Raw genomic sequence first — 20653 nt, 5'->3', positions numbered from 1 at the left:
AGTGCTTTGAATTATGGCCGCGTATGAAGCCGTCATCGGCCTGGAAGTGCATGTGCAACTGGCCACGGCCTCCAAACTTTTCTGTTCGTGCTCCGCCACCTTCGGCCAGGCGCCCAATACGAATGTCTGCGAAGTCTGCGCGGGCATGCCCGGAGCGTTGCCCCAGCCCAACCGGCAGGCAGTGCATTACGCGGCCCTGGTGGGCCTGGCCGTCAACTGCGCCATAAACCGCCGCTCCGTTTTTGCCCGCAAAAATTATTTTTACCCGGATCTCCCGGCAGGTTACCAGATTTCGCAATTCGACCTGCCCCTCTGCGAGCACGGCTACCTGGATATAGAGACTGACGGCAAGAGCAAGCGCGTGGGCATTACCCGCATCCATATGGAAAACGACGCGGGTAAAAACATTCATGCCCAGGGTGAAAACGCCAGCTATGTGGATCTGAACCGCGCCGGCACCCCGCTGGTGGAAATCGTCTCCGAGCCGGACATGCGCTCCGCGGTCGAGGCCGTGGCGTATCTCAAGACGCTGTACGGCATAGTGACCTATCTGGGCGTGTGCGACGGCAATATGGAGGAGGGCAGCTTCCGCTGTGACGCCAACGTCTCCCTGCGTCCGGCAGGCTCGGCTGCTCTCGGCACGCGTACCGAGCTCAAGAACCTCAATTCCTTCCGCAACGTGCAGCGGGCCATTGAGTATGAAATCGGCCGCCAGCAGGACGTGCTGGACGATGGGGAAAAAGTCGTCCAGGAAACGCGGCTCTATGATGCGGTAAAAAATATCACGGCTTCCATGCGCAGCAAGGAAGAGGCCCATGATTACAGGTACTTCCCGGACCCGGATCTCCTGCCGGTGGAAATCGGCGCTGAAGAGCTGGAACGCTGGCGGGCCGAGCTGCCCGAGTTGCCGCGGGAGCGCGTGCGGCGTTTTGTGCGCATGACCGCTTTGCCGGAGCCCGAGGCGGAAGTGTTGGTGCAAAGCCGGGCTTTGGCCGACTTTTTTGAGGCTGCCGCGCAACAGGCCGATGCCCGCAAGGTGGCCAATATGATGCTCGGCCCCCTGCTGCGGGAGTGCAACGCCCGCAATGCAAGCCTTGCCGAGTGCGCGCGCTGGCCCATGCGGCCCGCGGCCCTGGCGGAACTGGTGCGCATTGTGGATCAGGGACTGATCAGCGCCAAGATCGCCAATGATATTTTCGGCGAGCTTTTTGAGAGCGGAGCCATGCCCGAAGCCTATGTGCGGGAAAAGGGCCTGGCGCAGATTTCCGACTCCTCGGCTCTGGAAGCGGCCGTGGACGCGGTTCTTGTCGACAATCCCGCTGAAGTGGCGGCGTATAAGGGCGGCAAGACAAAGCTGATCAGCTTTTTTGTGGGCCAGATTATGCGCGCGACCAGGGGCAAGGCCAATCCGGCCCTGGTCAACGAGCTTCTGAAGAAAAAATTGCAGTAATGCCGCCCCGGCTGCCTCTTTTCCGCCTCGGGCACTCCAAGGCATAAAAAAACCGGCTTGCGCCGGTTTTTATCGTTCTCTGCAAGGTCCGGATCAGGCCTTTTTCAGCTTTTCTATGAGCTCGATCAGATCGTGCGAGCGCCCGCGCAGAGCTTCCAGACCGTGGGCCGCCGTGCGCATGGCCTGTGAGGTGGCGGATGTGATGTCGTTGACCTCGCTGAGGGATCTGGTTATTTGCTCGCTGGCTGCGGACTGCTCCTCGCCCGCCGCGGCAATGGCGCGCACCTCGTCGGCCGTATGTTCCACCATCTGCAGGATCTCGGCAAGCGATGCGCCGGACTTGTTGGAGAGCTCCGTTGTCTGCGCGATATGGCGCACGGCCAGCTCCACCTGTTGCGCGCTCTGCTCCGCGCTCTTCTGAATGGCATTGACGGCCGCGCCCACTTCCGTGGTCGAAGTCATAGTTTTTTCCGCCAGTTTGCGCACTTCATCCGCAACCACCGCAAAGCCGCGGCCCGCGTCGCCGGCCCGGGCCGCCTCAATGGCGGCATTGAGCGCCAGCAGATTGGTCTGATCCGCAATATCGGAAATGACGCCCATAATCTGGGTGATGGCACGGGCATGCTCATCCAGCCTGGCCATATCGTCCTTAAGCGCAAGGGACTGGCGCTGCACCTCCTGAATGCCTGCCACGGACTCGCTGACAATGGCAGCGCCGTCCGTGGCCTTTTGTCGGGCGGCAGTGGACACGTCCGACGCCAGTTCCGCGTTTTTCGCCACTTCCAGCACGGTGGAATTCATTTCTTCCATGGCCGTGGCCGTTTCGGCCAGCCTGGACGCGGCATTGTGCAAAGCCCCGTCGGACTGCTCCACCTGCGCGGCAATATCATTGATGGCCGCGTTCAGTCTGTTCACCACATCTTCAATCTGCGCGGCGGCGCCGGTCATGCCGTCGCGTTTGGCTTGTTCTGCCTGCTGCCGGGCATGCTGGGCCTCTTCCATAGCCGTGGCGGCCTCAGCGGCTTTTTTACGGGCTTCTTCAGTTTTATCGGCAGCTTCCAGCATCAATTGTTCCTGCTTCTGTACCATGTCGCGCAGGGCTTGCGCCAGTTCGCCCATATCGTCGCGGCTGTGAATGTCAAGGGCGGCGTCCTTTTTGCCTCCCGCCACGTCCAGCACATAGCGGGTGATTTTCCGCACGGGCGCGCTGACCCTCAGGCCGAGCACCACGGAAATGAGCAATTGCACGGCCAGCAATGCCCCTGCCACCCACACGGCCGTGAGAATTGCCTCCTTTTCAAGCTGCATGAGCGTGTTCAACGGCATGCCCACGAACCACATGCCCGCATTGCTGCCGTCAGCGGCCTTTACCGGCCAGTATGCGGATTTGTATTCAACGCCGAGAATATTGTTTTGCGCAAAACGCAATTCGCCGCGCCCAAGAACGGCCTCCACAATCTCCGGGGACTGCAGTCTGGTGCCCACCACCCGCTTGCCATCCTTCTCGATGGTGGTCATGGCCCGTGTGTCGCCCTTGAAAATGGTCACATGCATGCCGCTCAGCTTTTTGAGCCAGTCCAGATAGGGGGGCGCCACCAGAGAAGTGCCGATGGACAATGTGCCCACCAGTTTGCCTTCGTGGACGACAGGCTGGCTGGCGCGAAGGGTGAACGGCACCACTGTCCCGGCCACCACGGCCACCGCAGGCGTGCCTTGCAGGGCCTTGACCACGGTTTCCTGATTGAGGACGCTGTCCTGCCATTTTTTGGAATGTCCCCGGCCCACGACAATGCCTTTCGCGTCCGTGACGGTCATGAAGTCCGAGCCGCTCTCTTTCATGGCTTTGGCCGCCAGCGACATGATTTGCTCATGATCCCGGGCGATCATGGCCTGGGCCAGATCCTCATTTTGCGCCAGGAGCGTGGCGGATTGCGCAAAACGCTGCGCCGTAATTTCATTGGCTGTTTGTATAACATTCTGCATGCGGCGGATGTTGCCGTCCAGCTCTTCCTCTATGGGTTCCTTCATGAAATGGATGGTGGCAAAAAGCACCACGGCGCAGCAGGTGATCAGCGCCCCGAAAAGGGAGCCGACATATTTATGGGTCAGGGTCAAGCGCATCGCTTCCTCCACGGCTAGAAAATTCCAAAGTGCAAAAACTGCTTTTCTATCGTCCTTGAAGCCTGTTGCCGGCCCAGGTGCGCGCCGCAGTTCTGGAGCATTTTGCTAATGAAATCAGCTAAACGCTCCGGCAGAGCGAAACCATACAAGCCGTGAAGGCGCAGGCAAAATTTACTTGCGCCGTTACGCGCCGAAGCGAGCGTTTCAAAAGCAATATGCTCTAAAATGCCGCAAAGGCTGCAGAAGAAAGAATCGACCTCCAGAAGCAAAGGTTTAGGCACGCACGCATATTTGCCGCAGCGCCTGGCATACCTGACGGTTGTCTATGCCGCTGCACATATACTGGCATGTCTGAAGAAAATAAAGACGCAAATCGTGGCAGCGCGGCGTCCACTGTCTCCCTTGACGTGAGGAGGGGGAAGGACTGCCGCCGGGCTGCGCCGGGGCGCACTCAATTCAGTTTGTGCCGCACCTGGCGGCACAGGCCCATCAGCGCGTCGTACTCGTGACGTCTGAGCCCGGCGCGATTGAGCAGGCGTCGCCAGGGCAACATAAAGTAGTCGGGATTGTCGCCATGCAGATAATCCAGGCTGAGCAGCATGCTCTTGAGCGCGGCCATGAGCCGTTCCTGCTCGTCGGCAGTGACGGCGCGACCGCCCGCGGTTCCGGCCTTTTTCGCGCCGGGCGGCGCGCGGAAAGCGCGCACGGCATTGGCGCACTCATAGAGCATGAGCAGCACGGCCTGGGCCAGGTTAAGGGAACTGGCCGCCGCATCCGTGGGAATGGTCACCAGCCGTTGGCAATGGATGATTTCCTCATTATTCAGCCCCCGATCTTCCGGGCCGAACACGAGCGAGACGCGTTCGCCGCGGGACAGGGCCGCGGCCGCCTCCCGCGCCGCCTGAGCCGGCGCGAGCAAAGCCTGCCGCCAACCGCCGGTACGGGCGGTTGTGCCCAGCACCAGAGTGCTGGAAGCCACGGCTTCAGCCAGCGTGGAGCTGAGCTGCACACTGTCCAAAAGGTCTTGCCCTTTGGGAGTGGCCAAAGGAGCGGCTTTTTCCCGATTCCAGCGTTCCGGGTCCACCAGGCGCATGCAAGGGCAGCCCATATTGGCGCAGGCGCGCGCGGCCATGCCGATATTTTCGGGAAAGCGGGTCTTGACCAGCACGATTTCCACGCCCTCAAGCAACATGGCAGCCTCAGCACAGGCCCTGGAGCAGCAGGAGGACCACCTGGGCCGGAGCGTCAGGCGTTTCAGGCGGCAGAGGCGCAAGCGCGGGAGCCTGCGGCCAGATCCTCCGGGCAGTGAGCGCAATCATGACGCCGCCTGCGCCGATTTTGCAGACAGTGCCCAGAAAACGCCCCACCATGGCGCCGAAAGCAGCGTCCAGGGCTTCCTTGAGTGGCCGGTTGTTGATCATCTCCATGACGAAACAGCCGATCCACGCGCCGGCCAAAGCGCCGATCAGCGCGCCCAGGCCAAAAAAGAGCGGCGCCAGCAGGATGGCTCCGGCAATGGCTCCCAGCATGCCCGCCCAGGTGCCGGACGAGCTGGAGCCGTAGCGTCGGGCTTTGAGAACCTGCAGGCCCAGCTCAAGGCCCTCGCCGAGCAGCGCCAGTGCCGCCATCATGACCCAGAACCAGGTATCCAGCGCCGCAGCGTCGGGATGAACCAGCTTCCAGAGCGCCACCAGCCCCAGCAGCAGCCAGTTGGCAGGCAGCCCGAAAATATTCAGCAACAGGACAAAGGCAAGCAGCGTGATAAACGCGCCCGCCAGCGCATAGCTCAGAGAAAAAGGCAGAAATTCCATGCTCGCCCCTGCGAGTTGTGTTTTATTTTTTCGCCCTCTCGTCCCGCACGCGCACGGCCTTGCCCTCGGAGCAGGGCAGGCTGTTGCTTTCCACCAGCTCGACCCTGGGCGTCACCAGAATCTCATCGCGCAGGCGCTGGGCAATGGCTTTTTGCAGATTCTGGAGGATGCGCATGTCTTCCACGAAATACTCATCGCGGATTTCCACCTGCACGCGCAGCACATCTCCGATGCCGTCGTTTTCCAGCAGGATCAGGTAATTTTGCCCCACTTCGGGAAAAGCCATGATTACCTGCTCAATCTGCATGGGATACACATTGACGCCCTTGATGATAAACATGTCGTCCGCCCGGCCGAGGATGCGGTCCATGCGCCGGTGCACGCGGCCGCAGGCGCAATCGCCCGGCAAAAAGCGGGTCAGATCCCGCGTGCGGTACCGCAAAACAGGCATGCCCTGACGGCAGAGGCTGGTCATGACCAGTTCGCCCACCTGACCGTCGGGCACGGGCTCGCCGCTTTCCGGCTCCACGATTTCCGGAATATATGCATCTTCCCAGATATGCAGGCCGTTTTGCTCCAGGCATTCAAAGCCCACGCCAGGGCCGTTCATTTCCGACAAGCCATAGGAATTGTAGGCCTTCATGGCAAAGAGATCTTCAATGCGCCTGCGGAATTCCTCGGTATAGGGCTCGGCCCCCACCAGGGCGATGCGCAGGGGGAAGTCGCGCGGGTCCTCGCCCATGCTGCGCAAATGCTCGCCCAGAATCAGGGCGTAGGAGGGCAGAATATGGGCCACGGTGGTATGAAAATCCCTGGCCAGCTTGATCTGGCGGCGCGAATTGCCCGGCCCGGCCGGAATGGTCATGCAGCCCAGGCGTTCCGCGCCAAAATGAATGCCAAGACCGCCCGTGAATAATCCGTAGCCCGACATGTTCTGAAATACGTCGTCACGCCGCACGCCCACCATATACATGCAACGGGCCATCAGATCGGCCCAGCTGTTGATGTCGTTCTGCGTATGGCAGATGGCCACGGGCGTGCCCGTGGTGCCGCTGGAGCAATGCATGCGCACTATCTCGGACTGCGGCACGCACAACAGGCCCGTGGGATACTGCGAGCGCAAATCGTTCTTGGTGGTAAAGGGAATACGCCGCAAATCATCCAGACTGCGGACGGAATCAGGCCCGATGCCCGCTTCGTCCAGGCGCTCGCGGTAAAAGGAACATTTGCGCGCCTGGGCCAGCGTGGACTTGAGACGCGTCAACTGGGTTTCCGCGATACGTTCGCGATCCCATAATTCCGCTGCGTCAAAGACTTCCATTCCCTTCTCCTCGGTTATGGCGCCGCATGTGGCCCCGCCGGACATGCCCGGCCAAAAGCCCATTGCGCAAAAGGTATTTCCCGCTTCGGCAAAGCGGCTCCTGCCGCTTGCAGCGCATGCTTTTTCCGCCTCAGTGCGGGCGTGCGCCGTCATCAAGGCCCGGGCCTGCCGGGTGGGCATGCGCCCAGCCCCAGAGCAGGCCGAAACAGCCCGCCAGCATCATGTCGCCGTGCGGAGCCAGAAACCGGCCCTCACCTTGCAGCAGGGCACGGCGCGGCCCCAGAATATAGGTGGGCGCATATCCGGCGGCTTCTTCGCAATACGGCCCGAAAGCCGTGCCGTGGCCGCCGCTGGCCTGCACCTCTTCCGAAGGAAGCCAGCTCAACCGGAACTGTTTCAGATCCTCCAGCAAATGAGCGCGATCGCGCATACCCGTATGATGCTCGTACATGCCGCGCACCTTGCCCCGGTAGACCAGAGCCGCCACCGTATGGCTGTTGCCCGCGTTGATGATGGTGATGCCCTCCCGGAAGCTGCGATCCAGCACCTCAGGCTCGCAGAGCGCGCCCAGCAGGGCGCAGGTTCCGGTATCGGCCACCGGGCCGCCTGTTTTTTCATGCAGCGCCACTAAACGGGTCAGCGCAGGAGCAGGCGCGTCATAAATCCAGGCAGAGGGATCAGAGGAGGCAGCCAGAAGATCGCGCCAGGCCTGCATGCGCCCCTGACGATTGCCCTGAGGGTGGAAGCCGTGATCCTGCGCCGCGGCCAGCACCAGATGCGGTTGCGGCAAACCGGAAAGACGCAGCAGCGCGGCCCAGAATTCAGGCGCATAGTCAGCCAGAGAAACGGGCACGCAGTTTTCCGGACAAAGGGGACGAATCTCCAGGCCCATGCCGCGCACGACATCCCGATTGTCATGGATGGCGCACGCGGCCTCCGCCGTGCAGGCCGCCGGAAGCCCCTCTGCCAGATGCTCCTTGAGAGCCTGACTGAAGCCGCCGCCCATATTGCCGCCGTGCAGCCAGACCCCGCGGCGCAGCAGGGTCAGCTCACGGATGCGCCGGGCTGTCAGACGCGCGGGCGAAGGCAGGACGAAGCGAGGCCAGTTTTCATATTCAAGCCCGGGCCTGGCCAGGAGCGCATCCTGCGTGCCGCTGCCGATATCCAGACAGAGCACGGGCCCCACCGTCTGCAAAAAATGTTGTACCGCGCTGTCCATGAATCCATGCCCTCACTGCGCTTTGATGTACCCGTAAGAGGGCATGAGCGCAAGCCTCCGGACCTGAAACGCAAAAAAACGCTTGCCAAGGCAAACGGCTTGGTATAGAGGAGAAAACCATGCCGAGGTGGTGGAACTGGTAGACACGCTATCTTGAGGGGGTAGTGGCAATTGCTGTGCGGGTTCGAGTCCCGCCCTCGGCACCAGGTAAGAATCCAACTGAGTCCCGCAAGGTCTGAAAAGCCTTGCGGGACTTGGCGTTTTGGGAAATGTCATGTCCAGCGAGGTGTCGTAAAAAGCAGGGAGAACCAACAAAAATGACGGTATTTATTGCGGTATGAGCCAACATGGAGGAAACGCGGCCCGAAAAATACCGTCACCCCGTAACCCCTTGCCAGCAAAGGATTTTAGCCATGCCACTGACCGACACCATGCTCAGGAATGTGAAGTCCAACGGTACTCCGGCAAAACTGGCCGAATCTCGACTTCCTGAATCGCAAGCGGGCCGAACTGCTCCAGCGCCAGAGCGAGCGTGTGGATTTACCATCAGGTCGGATACCTCGCCGGATGAGCTGTAAAGACAGGGAATGTCCGTAGTCTGTTCGGGCATTCCTGCTCTTGCCATCTCACTTTCATGCATCTATCATCAGACCGAATACACCATTGACCAAGGACAAAGCATGGCCCGCCCCAAAAAGGAAACGCCGCAGGAGCCGCTGGAAAAACAGCTCTGGAGCGCGGCGGACAAGCTGCGCAAAAACATAGACGCCGCCGAGTACAAGCATGTGGTGCTTGGGCTGATTTTTCTGAAATACATTTCAGATTCCTTTGAGAGCCTGTTTGTCCGGCTACAGGAGGGCAAGGGAGAATTTGAAGACGCCGATCCGGAAGATCGGGATGAATACACGGCCAAGAATGTTTTTTTCGTGCCCCGGCCCGCGCGTTGGAACTGGTTGCGCGACAATGCCAAAAAACCGGAAATCGGCGTTTTGGTCGATGCCGCCATGGACGCCATCGAGAAGGAAAACGCCGCACTCAGGGGCGTTTTGCCCAAGGTGTACGCCAGGGAGAATCTGGACCCGGCCAGTCTTGGCGCGTTGATCGACCTTGTTTCCGGCATTGCCCTGGGCGATGCCAAAGCCCGCAGCGCCGATGTGCTGGGGCATGTCTTCGAGTATTTCCTTGGCGAGTTCGCCCTGGCCGAAGGCAAAAAGGGCGGTCAGTTCTATACGCCGCGATCCATTGTGGAATTGCTGGTCGCCATGCTGGAGCCGTTCAAGGGGCGGGTCATGGACCCCTGCTGCGGCAGCGGCGGCATGTTCGTGCAAAGTGAAAAATTCGTGCGCGAGCATCAGGGCCGGATCAAGGACATCAGCATCTACGGGCAGGAGAGCAACCAGACCACCTGGCGGCTGGCAAAAATGAACCTTGCCATTCGCGGCATCGAAAGTTCGCAGGTGAAATGGAACAACGAAGGCTCTTTTCTCAACGATGCGCTCAAGGATGTGCGGGCTGACTACATTCTTGCCAATCCGCCCTTCAATGACAGCGACTGGAGCGGCGACATGCTCCGCAAGGACGCCCGCTGGCAATATGGCGTGCCGCCGGCCGGCAGCGCCAATTTTGCCTGGCTCCAGCATTTCGCCTTCCACCTTGCCCCGGCGGGGCAGGCCGGCATTGTGCTTGCCAAGGGCGCGCTGACCAGCAAGAGCAGCGGCGAGGGTGAGATCCGCCGCCGCATGATTGAGGAAGGCAATCTGATTGACTGCATTGTCAATCTGCCTGCCAAGCTCTTTTTGAATACCCAGATTCCGGCGGCCCTGTGGTTTCTGGCCCGTGACCGGACAAACCACAGATTCCGCAACCGCAGCGGCGAAATCCTGTTTATTGACGCCCGCAACATGGGCACGCTCATCAATCGCCGTACCCGCGTGCTGACGCCGGAAGACATCACAACCATCAGCGAAACCTACCACAACTGGCGCAATGTGGACGGCAACTATGCGGATGTGAAAGGTTTTTGCGCCTCGGTGCCGCTTTCCGAAGTGGCGGCAAAGGACTATGTGCTTACCCCGGGCCGTTATGTGGGCTTGCCCGATGAAGAGGATGCCTTCGACTTTGCCCAACGCTTTGCGAGCCTGCAAAAAGACTTTGCCGGACAACTGGAGGAAGAGAAAAAGCTGAACGCGGCAATTCTGGAGAGTCTCGGGAAGGTGAAGATATGAATTCTGTTTGGCGGAATTTATATTGGGGAGATATTGTATCTTTAGAATATGGTAAAGCCTTACGTGCAGATCAGCGAAAATACGGTGATTACCCTGTATATGGGACAAATGGTCAAATCGGAAAATGTAACACTGTTTTATGCAATGAAGCTGGAATAATTATCGGAAGGAAAGGTGAATATAGAGAAGTGCATTATTCATCAATTCCTTTTTTTGTAATTGATACAGCTTTTTATATTAAAAAGAAAGAAAATTTTGATGTAAAATGGGCTTATTATTATTTAAAAACACAGGATATTAATGAGTTAGATAGTGGATCAGCTATCCCATCAACAAGTCGTGAAGATTTTTATCAACTGCCAGTCTCAGTCCCCCCTCTCCAAGAGCAACACGCCATCGCCGCCGTCCTCAGCAGTCTTGACGACAAAATTGACCTGCTCAATCGCCAGAATGTCACTCTGGAGGCAATGGCTGAAGCGTTGTTTCGGCAATGGTTTGCCATAACGTCAGGCGAGAGAAATAATAAAACTAAGATTGGTGATTTGTTCGATATCTCTAGCGGTAAAGGCTTAAAGAAAGAAGCTTTTTTAGAAAATGGTACTTACCCAATTTTAGGTGCGAATGGCAAAATTGGAACAACGAATGAGTTTTTATATGATGAAAAAATAATATACACCGGTAGAGTTGGAACTTTAGGAAATATTTTTACTTTTTTTGAAAAAGCATGGTATTCTGATAATACATTAGTTTTTACAGAAATTAAATATTTTTACTTTACATACTTCCTTTTAAAATTTTTGCATCTTGAAGATTATAATGTTGGGAGCACTCAGCCATTGATACGTCAATCAGATATAAAAAATATTGAAATTTTTTTACCGCATAAGATTAGAATAGAAAAATTTGAAGGTATTGCTGAAAACATATTCGCTAAAATTCGTTCCAACCAAACTCAAATTATCACCCTTGAAAAACTCCGCGACACGCTCCTGCCCAAACTCATGAGCGGCGAAGTGCGGGTGACATACTAATACAAGAGAAAAGGTACCAGCCATGCAAAAAAGGAGCACTCCCCCTGCGCAATATCACTATCAATGTTTTCCGCCAGTGGAGTTGCAGTGGGAAAAGATAATCCCCTATATTGGCCCCGCAAGCAGGGCCATTGCCTATTATGATGGAGTTCTCAGCGTCATACCGAACGCCAATGTGCTTCTTACACCATTGACCACACAGGAAGCTGTTCTCTCTTCCCGCATTGAAGGCACACAGGCAACGATGGGTGAGGTTTTGGAGTATGAAGCAAGCGGCGACAATGGCCAATATGACGAAAATCGCAAAGCGGATATCTACGAAATACTGAACTATCGTCAGGCCATGCACGAGGCGGAAACACTCCTTGAAACGCTCCCGCTGTCGCAAAGAGTTATCAAGGAATTGCATAAAACTCTCCTGTCTGGAGTACGGGGACAAAACCGATCGCCTGGAGAGTACCGGAAAATCCCCAACTGGATTGGACCATATGGCTGTACTCTTGAAGAAGCTCATTTTATACCTGTCAGCGCCGACAAATTGCAGGCAGGGATGAATACCTGGGAAAACTTTATTCACGCTGATTTTCCTGACAAACTTGTCCAGCTTGCGCTCCTGCATGTGGAGTTTGAAGCATTGCATCCCTTCCTTGACGGCAATGGACGCCTTGGCCGCATGTTTATCCCTCTTTTTCTCTGGCAGAAAGAAATCATATCACGTCCAGCCTTTTATATAAGTTCTGTATTTGAGAGTAATCGTGACGGGTATTACCAAAAATTGCGCGCGGTTTCCCAGTATGGGCAATGGACGGAATGGATTATCTTTTTTCTTCAGTCCCTGGACACACAGGCAAAGGAAAATATAGCGAAAGCCAAAGGGATTCTTGACCTGTACGATACAATGAAGAATCGTATTCCGGAGCTTCTTAACTCCCAATTTGCGATAAAAACAGTGGACTGGATTTTTAAAGTTCCAACATTCTCCAGTTCTGATTTTGTGAGCAAGGCTGACATTCCCGAGGCCACCGCGCGCCGTATTCTCCCTTTGCTTGTGGAAAAAGGCTTCCTCAGGATCGCGCGGCCCGCCAGCGGCAGAAGGGCTGCCGTCTACAGTTTTCTGAAGCTGCTCAATCTTGTGGAAGGCCAGGCCTCTTCGTGAACCCGCATCCGTTTGTTGCGCAAAAACAGCAAAAAATGCGCAACAAAAAAGCTTGTCTCGCACAGATGCGCAACAAACCGAGGGTCGCCCATGCCGAAACTGACCGAAGCCGCCATTGAGGAACTCGCCCTGAACCGATTGGAGCAGCTCGGCTATTCCCGCGTTTACGGCCCGGATATTGCGCCGGGCGGCTCCAATCCCCAATTGTAAAAGTACCAAGCAAAAAAGAAATATATACCATGTCAGATATTATAGAACCATATTTAAATAAACTTATGCAAAATAAAGCACAAATTACTACCCTTGAAAAACTCCGCGACACGCTCCTGCCCAAACTCATGAGCGGCGAAGTGCGGGTGGCCATAAACTAAACAGTATGGTGGTTTTATGTTGAGGATATACCTGGACACATGCTGTTTCAACAGACCGTATGACGATCAGTCTCCTATACGAAATTCCCTGGAGGCGCAGGCAAAGCTCCATATCCAGTCACGCATCAGGGCAGGCCATATTCAGTTGGTGACATCGTATATTTTGTGGTATGAGAACAGTCAAAATCCGTTCCTTATGCGAAAAACAGCCATAAGCGTTTTTTTACGCCAATATGGCAGTCTGTATGTTTCCAGCAAACGCGCGGCAATCGTGCAAAAGTTGGCCGCGGACATCATGCGGGGCGGCATGAAGGCCAAGGACGCCTTGCATGTGGCCTGCGCGCTTGATGCCGGCTGCGATTATTTGCTGTCCACAGATGATCGCCTGTTGCGATATAAACATGAAAACCTTCTCTTGCTGAACCCCATGGATTTTATCCGTATGGAGGTTGATAAACAATGAATACAAGCACCGCGGAACTGATGGACAGAGGCATGCGTTATCTGGTGGAAAAACTGGGCGCCGTTGATGCGGAACATTTTATTGCGGCCATCCTGAGGGAACGCTTCGATTATACACAGTGGCAGCGTGCTCGTTTTGACGATGAGGATCTGGAAAGCCTCAATGCCGCCGCAACAGCCTGGGCAACGGAATACGAAGCAAACCATGACATGAAGCAGTCAACGACATGAGGAAAAACCGTGAGCCGGATATGTGAAGCCGCCATTGAGGAACTCGCCCTGAACCGATTGGAGCAGCTCGGCTATTCCCGCGTTTACGGCCCGGATATTGCGCCGGGCGGCTCCAATCCCCTCCGCTCTTCCCTGACAGGCCCGATCCTGGAAGGCGTCTTGCAAGAAGCCGTGGATCGCCTCAATCCCTCCATTCCCGCCACCGCGCGGCAGGAGGCCGTGCGTCAGGTTCTGCGCCTTTCCAGCCCGGATTTGATCAGCGCCAATGAGTCTTTTCACAAGCTCCTGACGCAAGGCGTGCCGGTAAGCTATCAAAAGGAGGGCGCAACACGCGGCGATCTGGTCTGGCTGGTGGATTTCACGACTCCGGAAAACAACGAGTTCACAGCCGTCAATCAATTCTCGTTTGTGGAAAACAACCTGAACAGGCGCCCGGATATCGTGTTGTTTGTCAACGGTCTGCCTCTGGTTGTCATTGAGCTCAAAAACGCGGCGGATGCATCGGCCACAATCACAACAGCCTTTCAGCAGTTGCAGACGTACAAGCAGGATATCCCCTCGCTCATGGCGTACAACGCTTTGCTTGTCATCTCGGACGGGCTGGAAGCCAGAGCCGGTTCGCTTTCAGCGGATTTTTCCCGCTTTTCAGTCTGGAAAAGCGAGGATGGAGCGCGCGAAGCGCCGCGCCTGAAAAGTCAGCTTGAAGTGCTTGTCAACGGCATGTTGAACAAGGCCACGCTGCTGGATCTTCTCCGCTTCTTCACCGTGTTTGAAAAGGTCAAAAAACAGGATGAGCAGGGGCTGGTCAGCGTAACCACCGTGAAAAAGACCGCCGCCTATCATCAATACTATGCGGTAAACAAGGCGGTCGCCTCCACAATGCGGGCCGCGGGGCGCAATGATGCACAGCGCGGCAAGGGCGGGGTCGTCTGGCATACACAGGGAAGCGGCAAGTCGCTTTCCATGGTTTTCTTTTCCGCCAAGATTGTGCATCGCCTGGATAACCCGACCATTGTCGTGCTTACGGACAGAAACGATCTGGACGATCAGCTTTTCGACACATTTGCCGCTTCCGCTCAGGTCCTGGGGCAGGAACCAAAACAGGCGGCGGACAGGGATCAACTGAAACGCCTGCTCAAGGTGGCTTCGGGCGGCATCGTGTTTTCCACCATGCAGAAATTCATGCCCGAGGAAGGCAATATCCACGAACTGCTGTCGGAACGGCGCAATATTGTCGTCATCACAGATGAGGCGCACCGCACGCAATACGGATTCAAGGCCCATGAAGTCAATGTAAAGGACAGCGAAGGAAGGGTTATCGGCAAAAAAACCGTGTACGGCCTGGCCAAATATCTGCGGGATGCCTTGCCAAACGCGACCTATCTTGGCTTTACCGGCACTCCCATTGAAAAAACAGACGCCAATACCCGCACAGTGTTCGGCGATTATATTGACGTGTACGATATTGCCCGCGCGGTGGATGATCAGGCTACTGTCCCCATCTTCTATGAAAGCCGCATGGCCCGGATCGATCTGCCGGAAGAAGGCAAACGGCTTATCCGCGAGCTTGACGCGGAGCTGGAGGAAGATGACGCGGAACAGGCGGAAAAGGCCAGAAGCAAACGCGCGCGCCTGGAAGCGTTGATCGGAAGCAAGAAACGCCTTGCCAACATCGCGCGTGATATTGTGGAGCACTTTGAGGCGCGGCAGAAAGTATTTTCCGGCAAGGGGCTGATCGTGTGCATGTCTCGCCCCATTGCGGCCGCTCTTTACGACCGGATCATCGCCTTGCGCCCCGACTGGCACAATGAGGATCTGAAAAAAGGCGCAATCAAGGTGGTGATGACGGCCAGTTCCGCCGATGGCCCGGAATTGACGAAATTTCACACCAGCAAGGCGCAGCGCAAAGTGCTTGCCGAGCGCATGAAAAACCCTGCTGACCCGCTTCAGCTTGTTCTTGTCTGTGATATGTGGCTGACAGGTTTTGACGTGCCCTGCCTGCATACCATGTATCTGGACAAGCCCATGCAGGGCCATACCCTCATGCAGGCCATTGCGCGCGTCAACCGCGTCTATGCCGACAAGCCCGGCGGCCTGATCGTGGATTATCTGGGCATCGCGGCGGATCTGAAAAAAGCCCTGGCTTTCTACGGCGACGCTGGAGGCAAGGGAGAACCCGTCCATACCCAGGAACAGGCGCTGGACATCATGCGGGAAAAGCTGGAGGTGACAGCGGCGATTCTGCACGCTTTCCCCTATACGGAATATTTTACGGCTGACACCTCCCGCAAGCTGGGCATTCTTCTTGAAGCTGAAGAGCATATCCTTGGACTGGAGAACGGCAAAAAACGGTTTACAGATGCGGTCGTTGCCCTTTCCGCCGCGTTTGCCCTGGCCGTGCCCCATCCCCAGGCCCTCGCCGTTGCGGATGAAGTGGCCTTCTTTCAGGCCGTAAAAGCCAGACTGACCAAGTTTGACGGCGGAAGCTCCAGCGCGGGCAGCAGCGCGGAGATGGAAAGCGCCATCAAACAGGTGATTGACAAGGCGCTTGTGTCCGAACAGGTCATTGATGTCTTCGACGCGGCGGGCATCAAAAAGCCCGACATTTCCATCCTCTCTGACGAGTTCATGCTGGAAATGAAAAATATGCCGCACAGAAATATTGCGCTGGAAGTGCTCAAAAAGCTGATCAATGACGAGCTGAAAACACGCGCGCGCAAAAATCTGCTGCAAAGCAAAAAACTGCTGGAATTGCTGGAAGGCGCGCTCAAACGATATCATAACAAAATTCTTTCCGCCGCCGAAGTCATTGACGAAGTCATCAACATCGGCAGGCAGATACGCGAATCCGACAAGGAAGCCGGAGAACTGGGGCTGACCGAATACGAATACGCCTTTTACATGGCGGTAGCCGATAATGAATCCGCCCGCGAACTGATGGGTAAGGACAAATTGCGCGAACTTGCCGTTGTGCTGACGGAAAAGGTGCGCGCCAATGCGTCCATTGACTGGAATGTCAGGGAAAATGTGCAGGCTCAATTACGGGTCATCATCAAACGCACCTTGCGCAAATACGGCTACCCTCCGGATATGCAGGCATTGGCGACTGAAACGGTGATGAAACAGGCCGAGATGATGGCGGAGGATATTTACGCTATTGTATAATATTTTCTCCATTCGGAGTGAACATATATGTCTGAACTGCATGAATATACGTTAAAAGGAGCAACCCGAATCAAGTTGATAATATGGATTTGTATTATTTCATATTTTATTGACGGTAAGGCGGTCATCGGCCTTCCGCGCTTGACAGCGCGCGGCGCGGCAAGGATAATCAATATTTGTGCGTAATCAAAAGCCGTCTGCTTTTGCTGCAAACGGCCCAGCAGCTCTTTTTCGAGGTACTTATGTCCGACATCCGCTCCACGTATACCGACAGCCTGAACTTCTACGGCAGCCATACGCCTCTCGAACTTGCCGAAACCTACGGCACGCCGCTCTACGTTTATAATGAAGGCATCCTGCGCGAGCGTTGCCGGGATTTGATGACGCTGACGAGCCACCCCGGCTTCGGGGTCAACTATTCGGTCAAGGCCAATGCCAATCCCGCGCTGTTGCGGATTATCCGCCAGGAAGGCCTGGTAGTGGACGCCATGAGCCCCGGCGAATTGTTCATGGATGAGCTGGCGGGCTTCACGGCCAGGGAGATTCTCTATATCTCCAACAACAATTCGCCCGAAGAGCTGCAAAATGCCCTGGCACACGGGCTTTTGGTCAGCGTGGATTCCCTCTCCCAGTTGGATGCCCTGGGGCGGCTCAACCCTGGCGGCAAGGTCATGGTGCGTTTTAATCCCGGCATCGGCGCCGGGCATCACGCCAAGGTGATCACCGCGGGCAAGGAAACCAAATTCGGCGTCACGCCCGACAAGATGGATGAGGTCTTTGCCTTGCTGGCAGAGCATCGCATGACCCTGGCCGGGGTCAACCAGCATATCGGCTCCCTGTTCATGGAGCCTGACGGCTATCTGGAAGCGGCCGCGGTATTGCTGCGCCTTGCGCAAAGCCTGCCCGGCAATGCCTTGGAAAAACTGGAGATTATTGACTTCGGCGGCGGATTCGGCATTCCTTACCGCAAATATGAGCAGCAGCCGCGCCTGGATCTTGCCGAACTGGGCCGCCGCCTGCACGAACTGCTCAGCGGCTGGGCCCGCAAGACCGGCTACGCCGGGCGCTTTCTCATTGAACCGGGCCGCTATGTGGCCGCCGAGTGCGGCGTTTTGCTGGGCCGGGTCCATGCCGTGAAAAAGAACGGCGACAAGCGCTATGTGGGCACGGATCTGGGCTTCAACGTTCTGGTGCGCCCGGCCATGTACGACTCTTTTCACGATCTGGAAATTTACCGCCGCCCCGGCGAGCGCGCGCCGTCGCAGGAGCCGCAGCTCCAGACCGTTGTGGGCAACATCTGCGAGAGCGGCGATATCCTGGCGAAAGACCGCCTCTTGCCCGTCATGCGCGAAGGGGATGTGCTGGGCGTCCTGGATGCCGGAGCCTATGGCTTTGTGATGGCCTCCAATTACAATCAGCGCCGCCTTCCGGCAGAAGTGCTGATTCAAAGCAACGGCACGGCGCGGCTGATCCGTCGCCGGGAGACGCTTGAAGACCTTGCGCGCGGCTTTGCAGGCCTGTGACGCAGGCCGGGCGTGATCGCAGCCCGGCGGGAAATGACGATGATAACGGATGCCACGCTTTTGCCTCCCCCGGGCGGTCGTGATGCCCAGGCCTGATTTAAGCACCTCGCCGCGCGCGGTCTGGCGGCTGACTTGGCCGCAGATGCTCATGATGTACCTTGTGTTCTTCATGGGCTTCATCACTGTCTGGGTGGCCGGGCGGATCAACGCTGAGGTGCAGGCGGCCCTGGGCATGGTGACGCAATGCGCCGTCTTCCTGATGGCCGTGATCATGGCCGTCTCCAGCGGGGCCACGGCCGCTGTGAGCCAATCCCTGGGCGCGCTCAAGCTGCTCCGGGCACAGCGTTATGTGAGCGCCACGGTGATCGGCAGTCTGGGCCTGGGCCTGCTGGTGGCCCTGATCGGGTGGCTGCTCGGAGACGATATTCTGCGCCTGCTCATGGTGCCGGAAAGCATTCTGCCCATTGCCCGCGAACTCTGGCAGGTCACCATGCTGGCCCTGCCCGCTCAGTATGTTTATTCCGCCACGGGCGTCATGTTCCGCGCCACCCGGCAGGTCTTGCCGCCGCTCTGGGTGGCCGCCGTGGTTTGCGCGGCCAACCTTGTGGCCTGCCTGGGCTTCGGCCTGGGCTGGTTCGGCCTGCCCGCCTGCGGCTATATGGGCCTGGCCTGGGCCACCTTCGGCGCGCAATGCCTGGGGGCCGTCTGCAACTGCCTGCTGCTGGCCCGCTCCGGCTATCTGCAGCGCCGCGCCCTGCCCAGCCTGCGCTGGCTCAAGGCCGGCCTGCCCTATCTGCTGCGGGTCGCCCTGCCCGCGGGCGCGGCCCAGATTGTCTGGCAGTCGGGCTATCTGACGCTTTTTGTGCTGGTGGCCTCGCTGCCCGCGGACAGCGTCAACGCCCTGGCCGGTCTCACGGCCGGGCTGCGGGCGGAAGCTCTGCTTTTCCTGCCGGGCATGGCCTTCAACATGAGCGTGGCCGTGCTGGTGGGCAACAGCCTGGGCGCCGGCCAACCCGCGGAGGCCAAACGGGTGGCCCTGAACATGGTCGGCGTGGCCGCTGTGGTCATGAGCCTTATGGCCGCCGCGCTCTGGCCCTTCCGCCGGGAAATCGCGGAGCTGCTTTCGCAAGAACCGGGCACGCAGGCCCAGATCATCAGCTATTTGACGTATAATCTGCTTTCCACGCCCTTTTCCATTGCCAGCACGGTCATGGGCGGCATCATGATCGGCGCCGGGGCAACCCAGTATAATCTGATGATTTACGGAGGCACGTTCTGGCTGGTGCGTCTGCCTCTGGGCTGGCTTCTGGGCCACAAGCTCTGGGGCACGGCCTCGGGCGTTTTTGTGGCCATGCTGTTTTCGCAGTGTCTGCAAACCGGCATCATGCTCTATGTAGTGCTCTTCCGCGACTGGACGCGCTTTGCCATGAACCGTCTGCGCAAAACGCCTCCACAGGGCGAAAAGCCCGCGCTGCGGGCCTGACGTCGCCTGAGCGGCGCCGCGGCCCCTGCCGCGGATGGGCACGCGAGTTTTGAAAGGAGAAAGTCAATGAACAAGGATTTTACGCCCGTAAGCCTGGACGGCCGCCGGGATTTTTATGCTCTCTGGCAGCGCACGCCGCGCCGCTCCCTGGACTACACACTGCCCAACCTCTGGGGCTGGCAGGATTATTACGGCCTGGAATGGTGTTTTGACGATCAGCTCTGTTGGATCCGCCAGACGCGCCCGCACCGGGTCTGCTGGGCTCCGGTGGGCGACTGGAACGCCGTGGACTGGCAAAGTATTCTGCCCCTGGCTTTCAGTCAGGACGAGCACCATTTCGCACGCGTGCCCGAAGAATTGCTGCGCATCTGGGAACAGGCCCTGCCCGGGCAGATCCAGCCGCAGGAAGACCGCGGCCAGTGGGAATACCTTTACAGGCAGGAAGATCTGGCCGAGCTGCCCGGCAACCGTTTTCATAAAAAGCGCAATCACCTGAACAGCTTCATCAAGGCGTATGGCGAGCCTGACTATCGTGCCCTGGACGACGCCATGATCGAGGACGTGCTTGCCGTGCAGGACGACTGGTGTCAATGGCATGAATGCGAGGGCTCCCGTTCGCTTCAGGCCGAAAATGAAGCCATCAACCGCGTGCTCTCGCACTGGAACTGCTTCAGCGGGCTCTCGGGCGGCTCTCTCTACGTGGACAAGCGGATGGTGGCTTTCAGCGTGGGCGAAAAGCTGGACGAGCTCAGTCTGGGCGTGCACTACGAAAAAGGCCTCAACGGCTTTAAGGGCGTGTACCAGACCATCAACTGCCTGTTCGCGCGGCGCGCGGGCCAGGGCGTTGCGTATATCAACCGGGCGCAGGATCTGGATGAAGAAGGTCTGCGCCAGGCCAAAATGACCTACCAGCCCACGGACTTCCTGCGCAAATACAAGGTGCGCGTGCGCAAGGGCTAGAGCATTTTCACTTTGAAAATGCTCTGCTGACGCGAAAGCGGCAGCCGCCGCAACGCGGCGTACATTCAGGCGAAAACCGCGTTTTTCGCCTGAATGCCACCTTTGACTTTCATAAAAAGTCAAA

17 protein-coding genes and 1 tRNA gene are annotated in these 20653 nt (G+C 57.3%); 12 read left to right on the top strand and 6 right to left on the bottom strand.

The genetic code is table 11. The annotated features are described in order from the left end of the window. The first annotated feature begins 13 nt into the window (after positions 1–13). Complete coding sequence (gatB, locus tag G7Y52_RS00085; RefSeq protein ID WP_165064217.1) at positions 14–1450, top strand: Asp-tRNA(Asn)/Glu-tRNA(Gln) amidotransferase subunit GatB; 1437 nt, start codon at positions 14–16, stop codon at positions 1448–1450. 93 nt (positions 1451–1543) lie between these two features. On the opposite strand, the gene G7Y52_RS00080 is transcribed toward gatB, so the two are convergent. The 6 genes from G7Y52_RS00080 to G7Y52_RS00055 form a co-directional block, all read right to left on the bottom strand. Continuing rightward, positions 1544–3571 carry a methyl-accepting chemotaxis protein gene (locus G7Y52_RS00080; protein ID WP_165064214.1) on the bottom strand — a complete coding sequence of 676 codons (2028 nt, stop codon included), beginning with the start codon at positions 3569–3571 and terminating at the stop codon, positions 1544–1546. Between the two features lie 14 nt (positions 3572–3585). Beyond that, positions 3586–3852, bottom strand: a complete 267-nt coding sequence (locus tag G7Y52_RS00075) for a hypothetical protein (RefSeq protein WP_165064211.1) — start codon at positions 3850–3852, stop codon at positions 3586–3588. Between the two features lie 170 nt (positions 3853–4022). After that, the gene (locus tag G7Y52_RS00070) at positions 4023–4763 is read right to left on the bottom strand and encodes an RNA methyltransferase (RefSeq protein ID WP_165064208.1); all 741 of its coding nucleotides are present in this window, start codon (positions 4761–4763) and stop codon (positions 4023–4025) included. Positions 4764–4770: 7 nt separating this feature from the next. Beyond that, positions 4771–5382 (bottom strand): DUF456 domain-containing protein, encoded by a 612-nt coding sequence (locus G7Y52_RS00065; protein ID WP_165064205.1) that lies wholly within the window; start codon positions 5380–5382, stop codon positions 4771–4773. A 22-nt stretch (positions 5383–5404) separates the two neighbouring features. Continuing rightward, a complete protein-coding gene (locus G7Y52_RS00060) occupies positions 5405–6703 on the bottom strand; it encodes a phenylacetate--CoA ligase (RefSeq protein WP_165064202.1) in 1299 nt (432 codons plus the stop codon). Positions 6704–6833: 130 nt separating this feature from the next. Beyond that, positions 6834–7922, bottom strand: a complete 1089-nt coding sequence (locus tag G7Y52_RS00055) for a DUF1786 domain-containing protein (protein ID WP_165064199.1) — start codon at positions 7920–7922, stop codon at positions 6834–6836. A 121-nt stretch (positions 7923–8043) separates the two neighbouring features. On the opposite strand from G7Y52_RS00055, the gene G7Y52_RS00050 reads away from it, so the two are divergent. From G7Y52_RS00050 to G7Y52_RS00005, 11 genes are all read left to right on the top strand, one after another. Next, positions 8044–8128 (top strand) — tRNA-Leu (locus G7Y52_RS00050). Between the two features lie 474 nt (positions 8129–8602). Beyond that, positions 8603–10147, top strand: a complete 1545-nt coding sequence (locus G7Y52_RS00045; RefSeq protein ID WP_165064196.1) for a class I SAM-dependent DNA methyltransferase — start codon at positions 8603–8605, stop codon at positions 10145–10147. Next, positions 10144–11178: a restriction endonuclease subunit S gene (locus G7Y52_RS00040; RefSeq protein ID WP_165064193.1), complete on the top strand. Its 1035-nt coding sequence runs from the start codon at positions 10144–10146 to the stop codon at positions 11176–11178. The genes G7Y52_RS00045 and G7Y52_RS00040 overlap by 4 nt, the downstream gene beginning before the upstream one ends. Before the next feature lie 22 nt (positions 11179–11200). Continuing rightward, positions 11201–12334 carry a Fic/DOC family N-terminal domain-containing protein gene (locus G7Y52_RS00035; RefSeq protein ID WP_165064191.1) on the top strand — a complete coding sequence of 378 codons (1134 nt, stop codon included), beginning with the start codon at positions 11201–11203 and terminating at the stop codon, positions 12332–12334. Between the two features lie 567 nt (positions 12335–12901). Further along, the gene (locus tag G7Y52_RS14800; protein ID WP_206215145.1) at positions 12902–13168 is read left to right on the top strand and encodes a hypothetical protein; all 267 of its coding nucleotides are present in this window, start codon (positions 12902–12904) and stop codon (positions 13166–13168) included. After that, positions 13165–13398: a hypothetical protein gene (locus G7Y52_RS00025; protein ID WP_165064174.1), complete on the top strand. Its 234-nt coding sequence runs from the start codon at positions 13165–13167 to the stop codon at positions 13396–13398. The genes G7Y52_RS14800 and G7Y52_RS00025 overlap by 4 nt, the downstream gene beginning before the upstream one ends. Positions 13399–13407: 9 nt before the next feature. Next, complete coding sequence (locus G7Y52_RS00020; protein WP_165064185.1) at positions 13408–16563, top strand: type I restriction endonuclease subunit R; 3156 nt, start codon at positions 13408–13410, stop codon at positions 16561–16563. Between the two features lie 27 nt (positions 16564–16590). Beyond that, entirely contained in the window at positions 16591–16749 is a 159-nt protein-coding gene (locus tag G7Y52_RS14795; protein WP_206215144.1) for a hypothetical protein, read from the top strand. A 56-nt stretch (positions 16750–16805) separates the two neighbouring features. Beyond that, a complete protein-coding gene (gene lysA / locus G7Y52_RS00015; RefSeq protein ID WP_165064545.1) occupies positions 16806–18086 on the top strand; it encodes a diaminopimelate decarboxylase in 1281 nt (426 codons plus the stop codon). An 82-nt stretch (positions 18087–18168) separates the two neighbouring features. Continuing rightward, on the top strand, positions 18169–19569 hold the full coding sequence (locus G7Y52_RS00010; protein WP_165064183.1) for an MATE family efflux transporter: 1401 nt from the start codon (positions 18169–18171) through the stop codon (positions 19567–19569). Between the two features lie 66 nt (positions 19570–19635). Then, positions 19636–20529, top strand: coding sequence for a phosphatidylglycerol lysyltransferase domain-containing protein (locus G7Y52_RS00005; protein WP_165064180.1), 894 nt, complete (start codon positions 19636–19638; stop codon positions 20527–20529). Positions 20530–20653 lie beyond the last annotated feature (124 nt).

The organism is Desulfovibrio sp. ZJ200 (assembly GCF_011039095.1).
Lineage (GTDB): Bacteria > Desulfobacterota > Desulfovibrionia > Desulfovibrionales > Desulfovibrionaceae > Desulfovibrio.
This window is presented reverse-complemented; position numbering and strand designations above follow the sequence as displayed.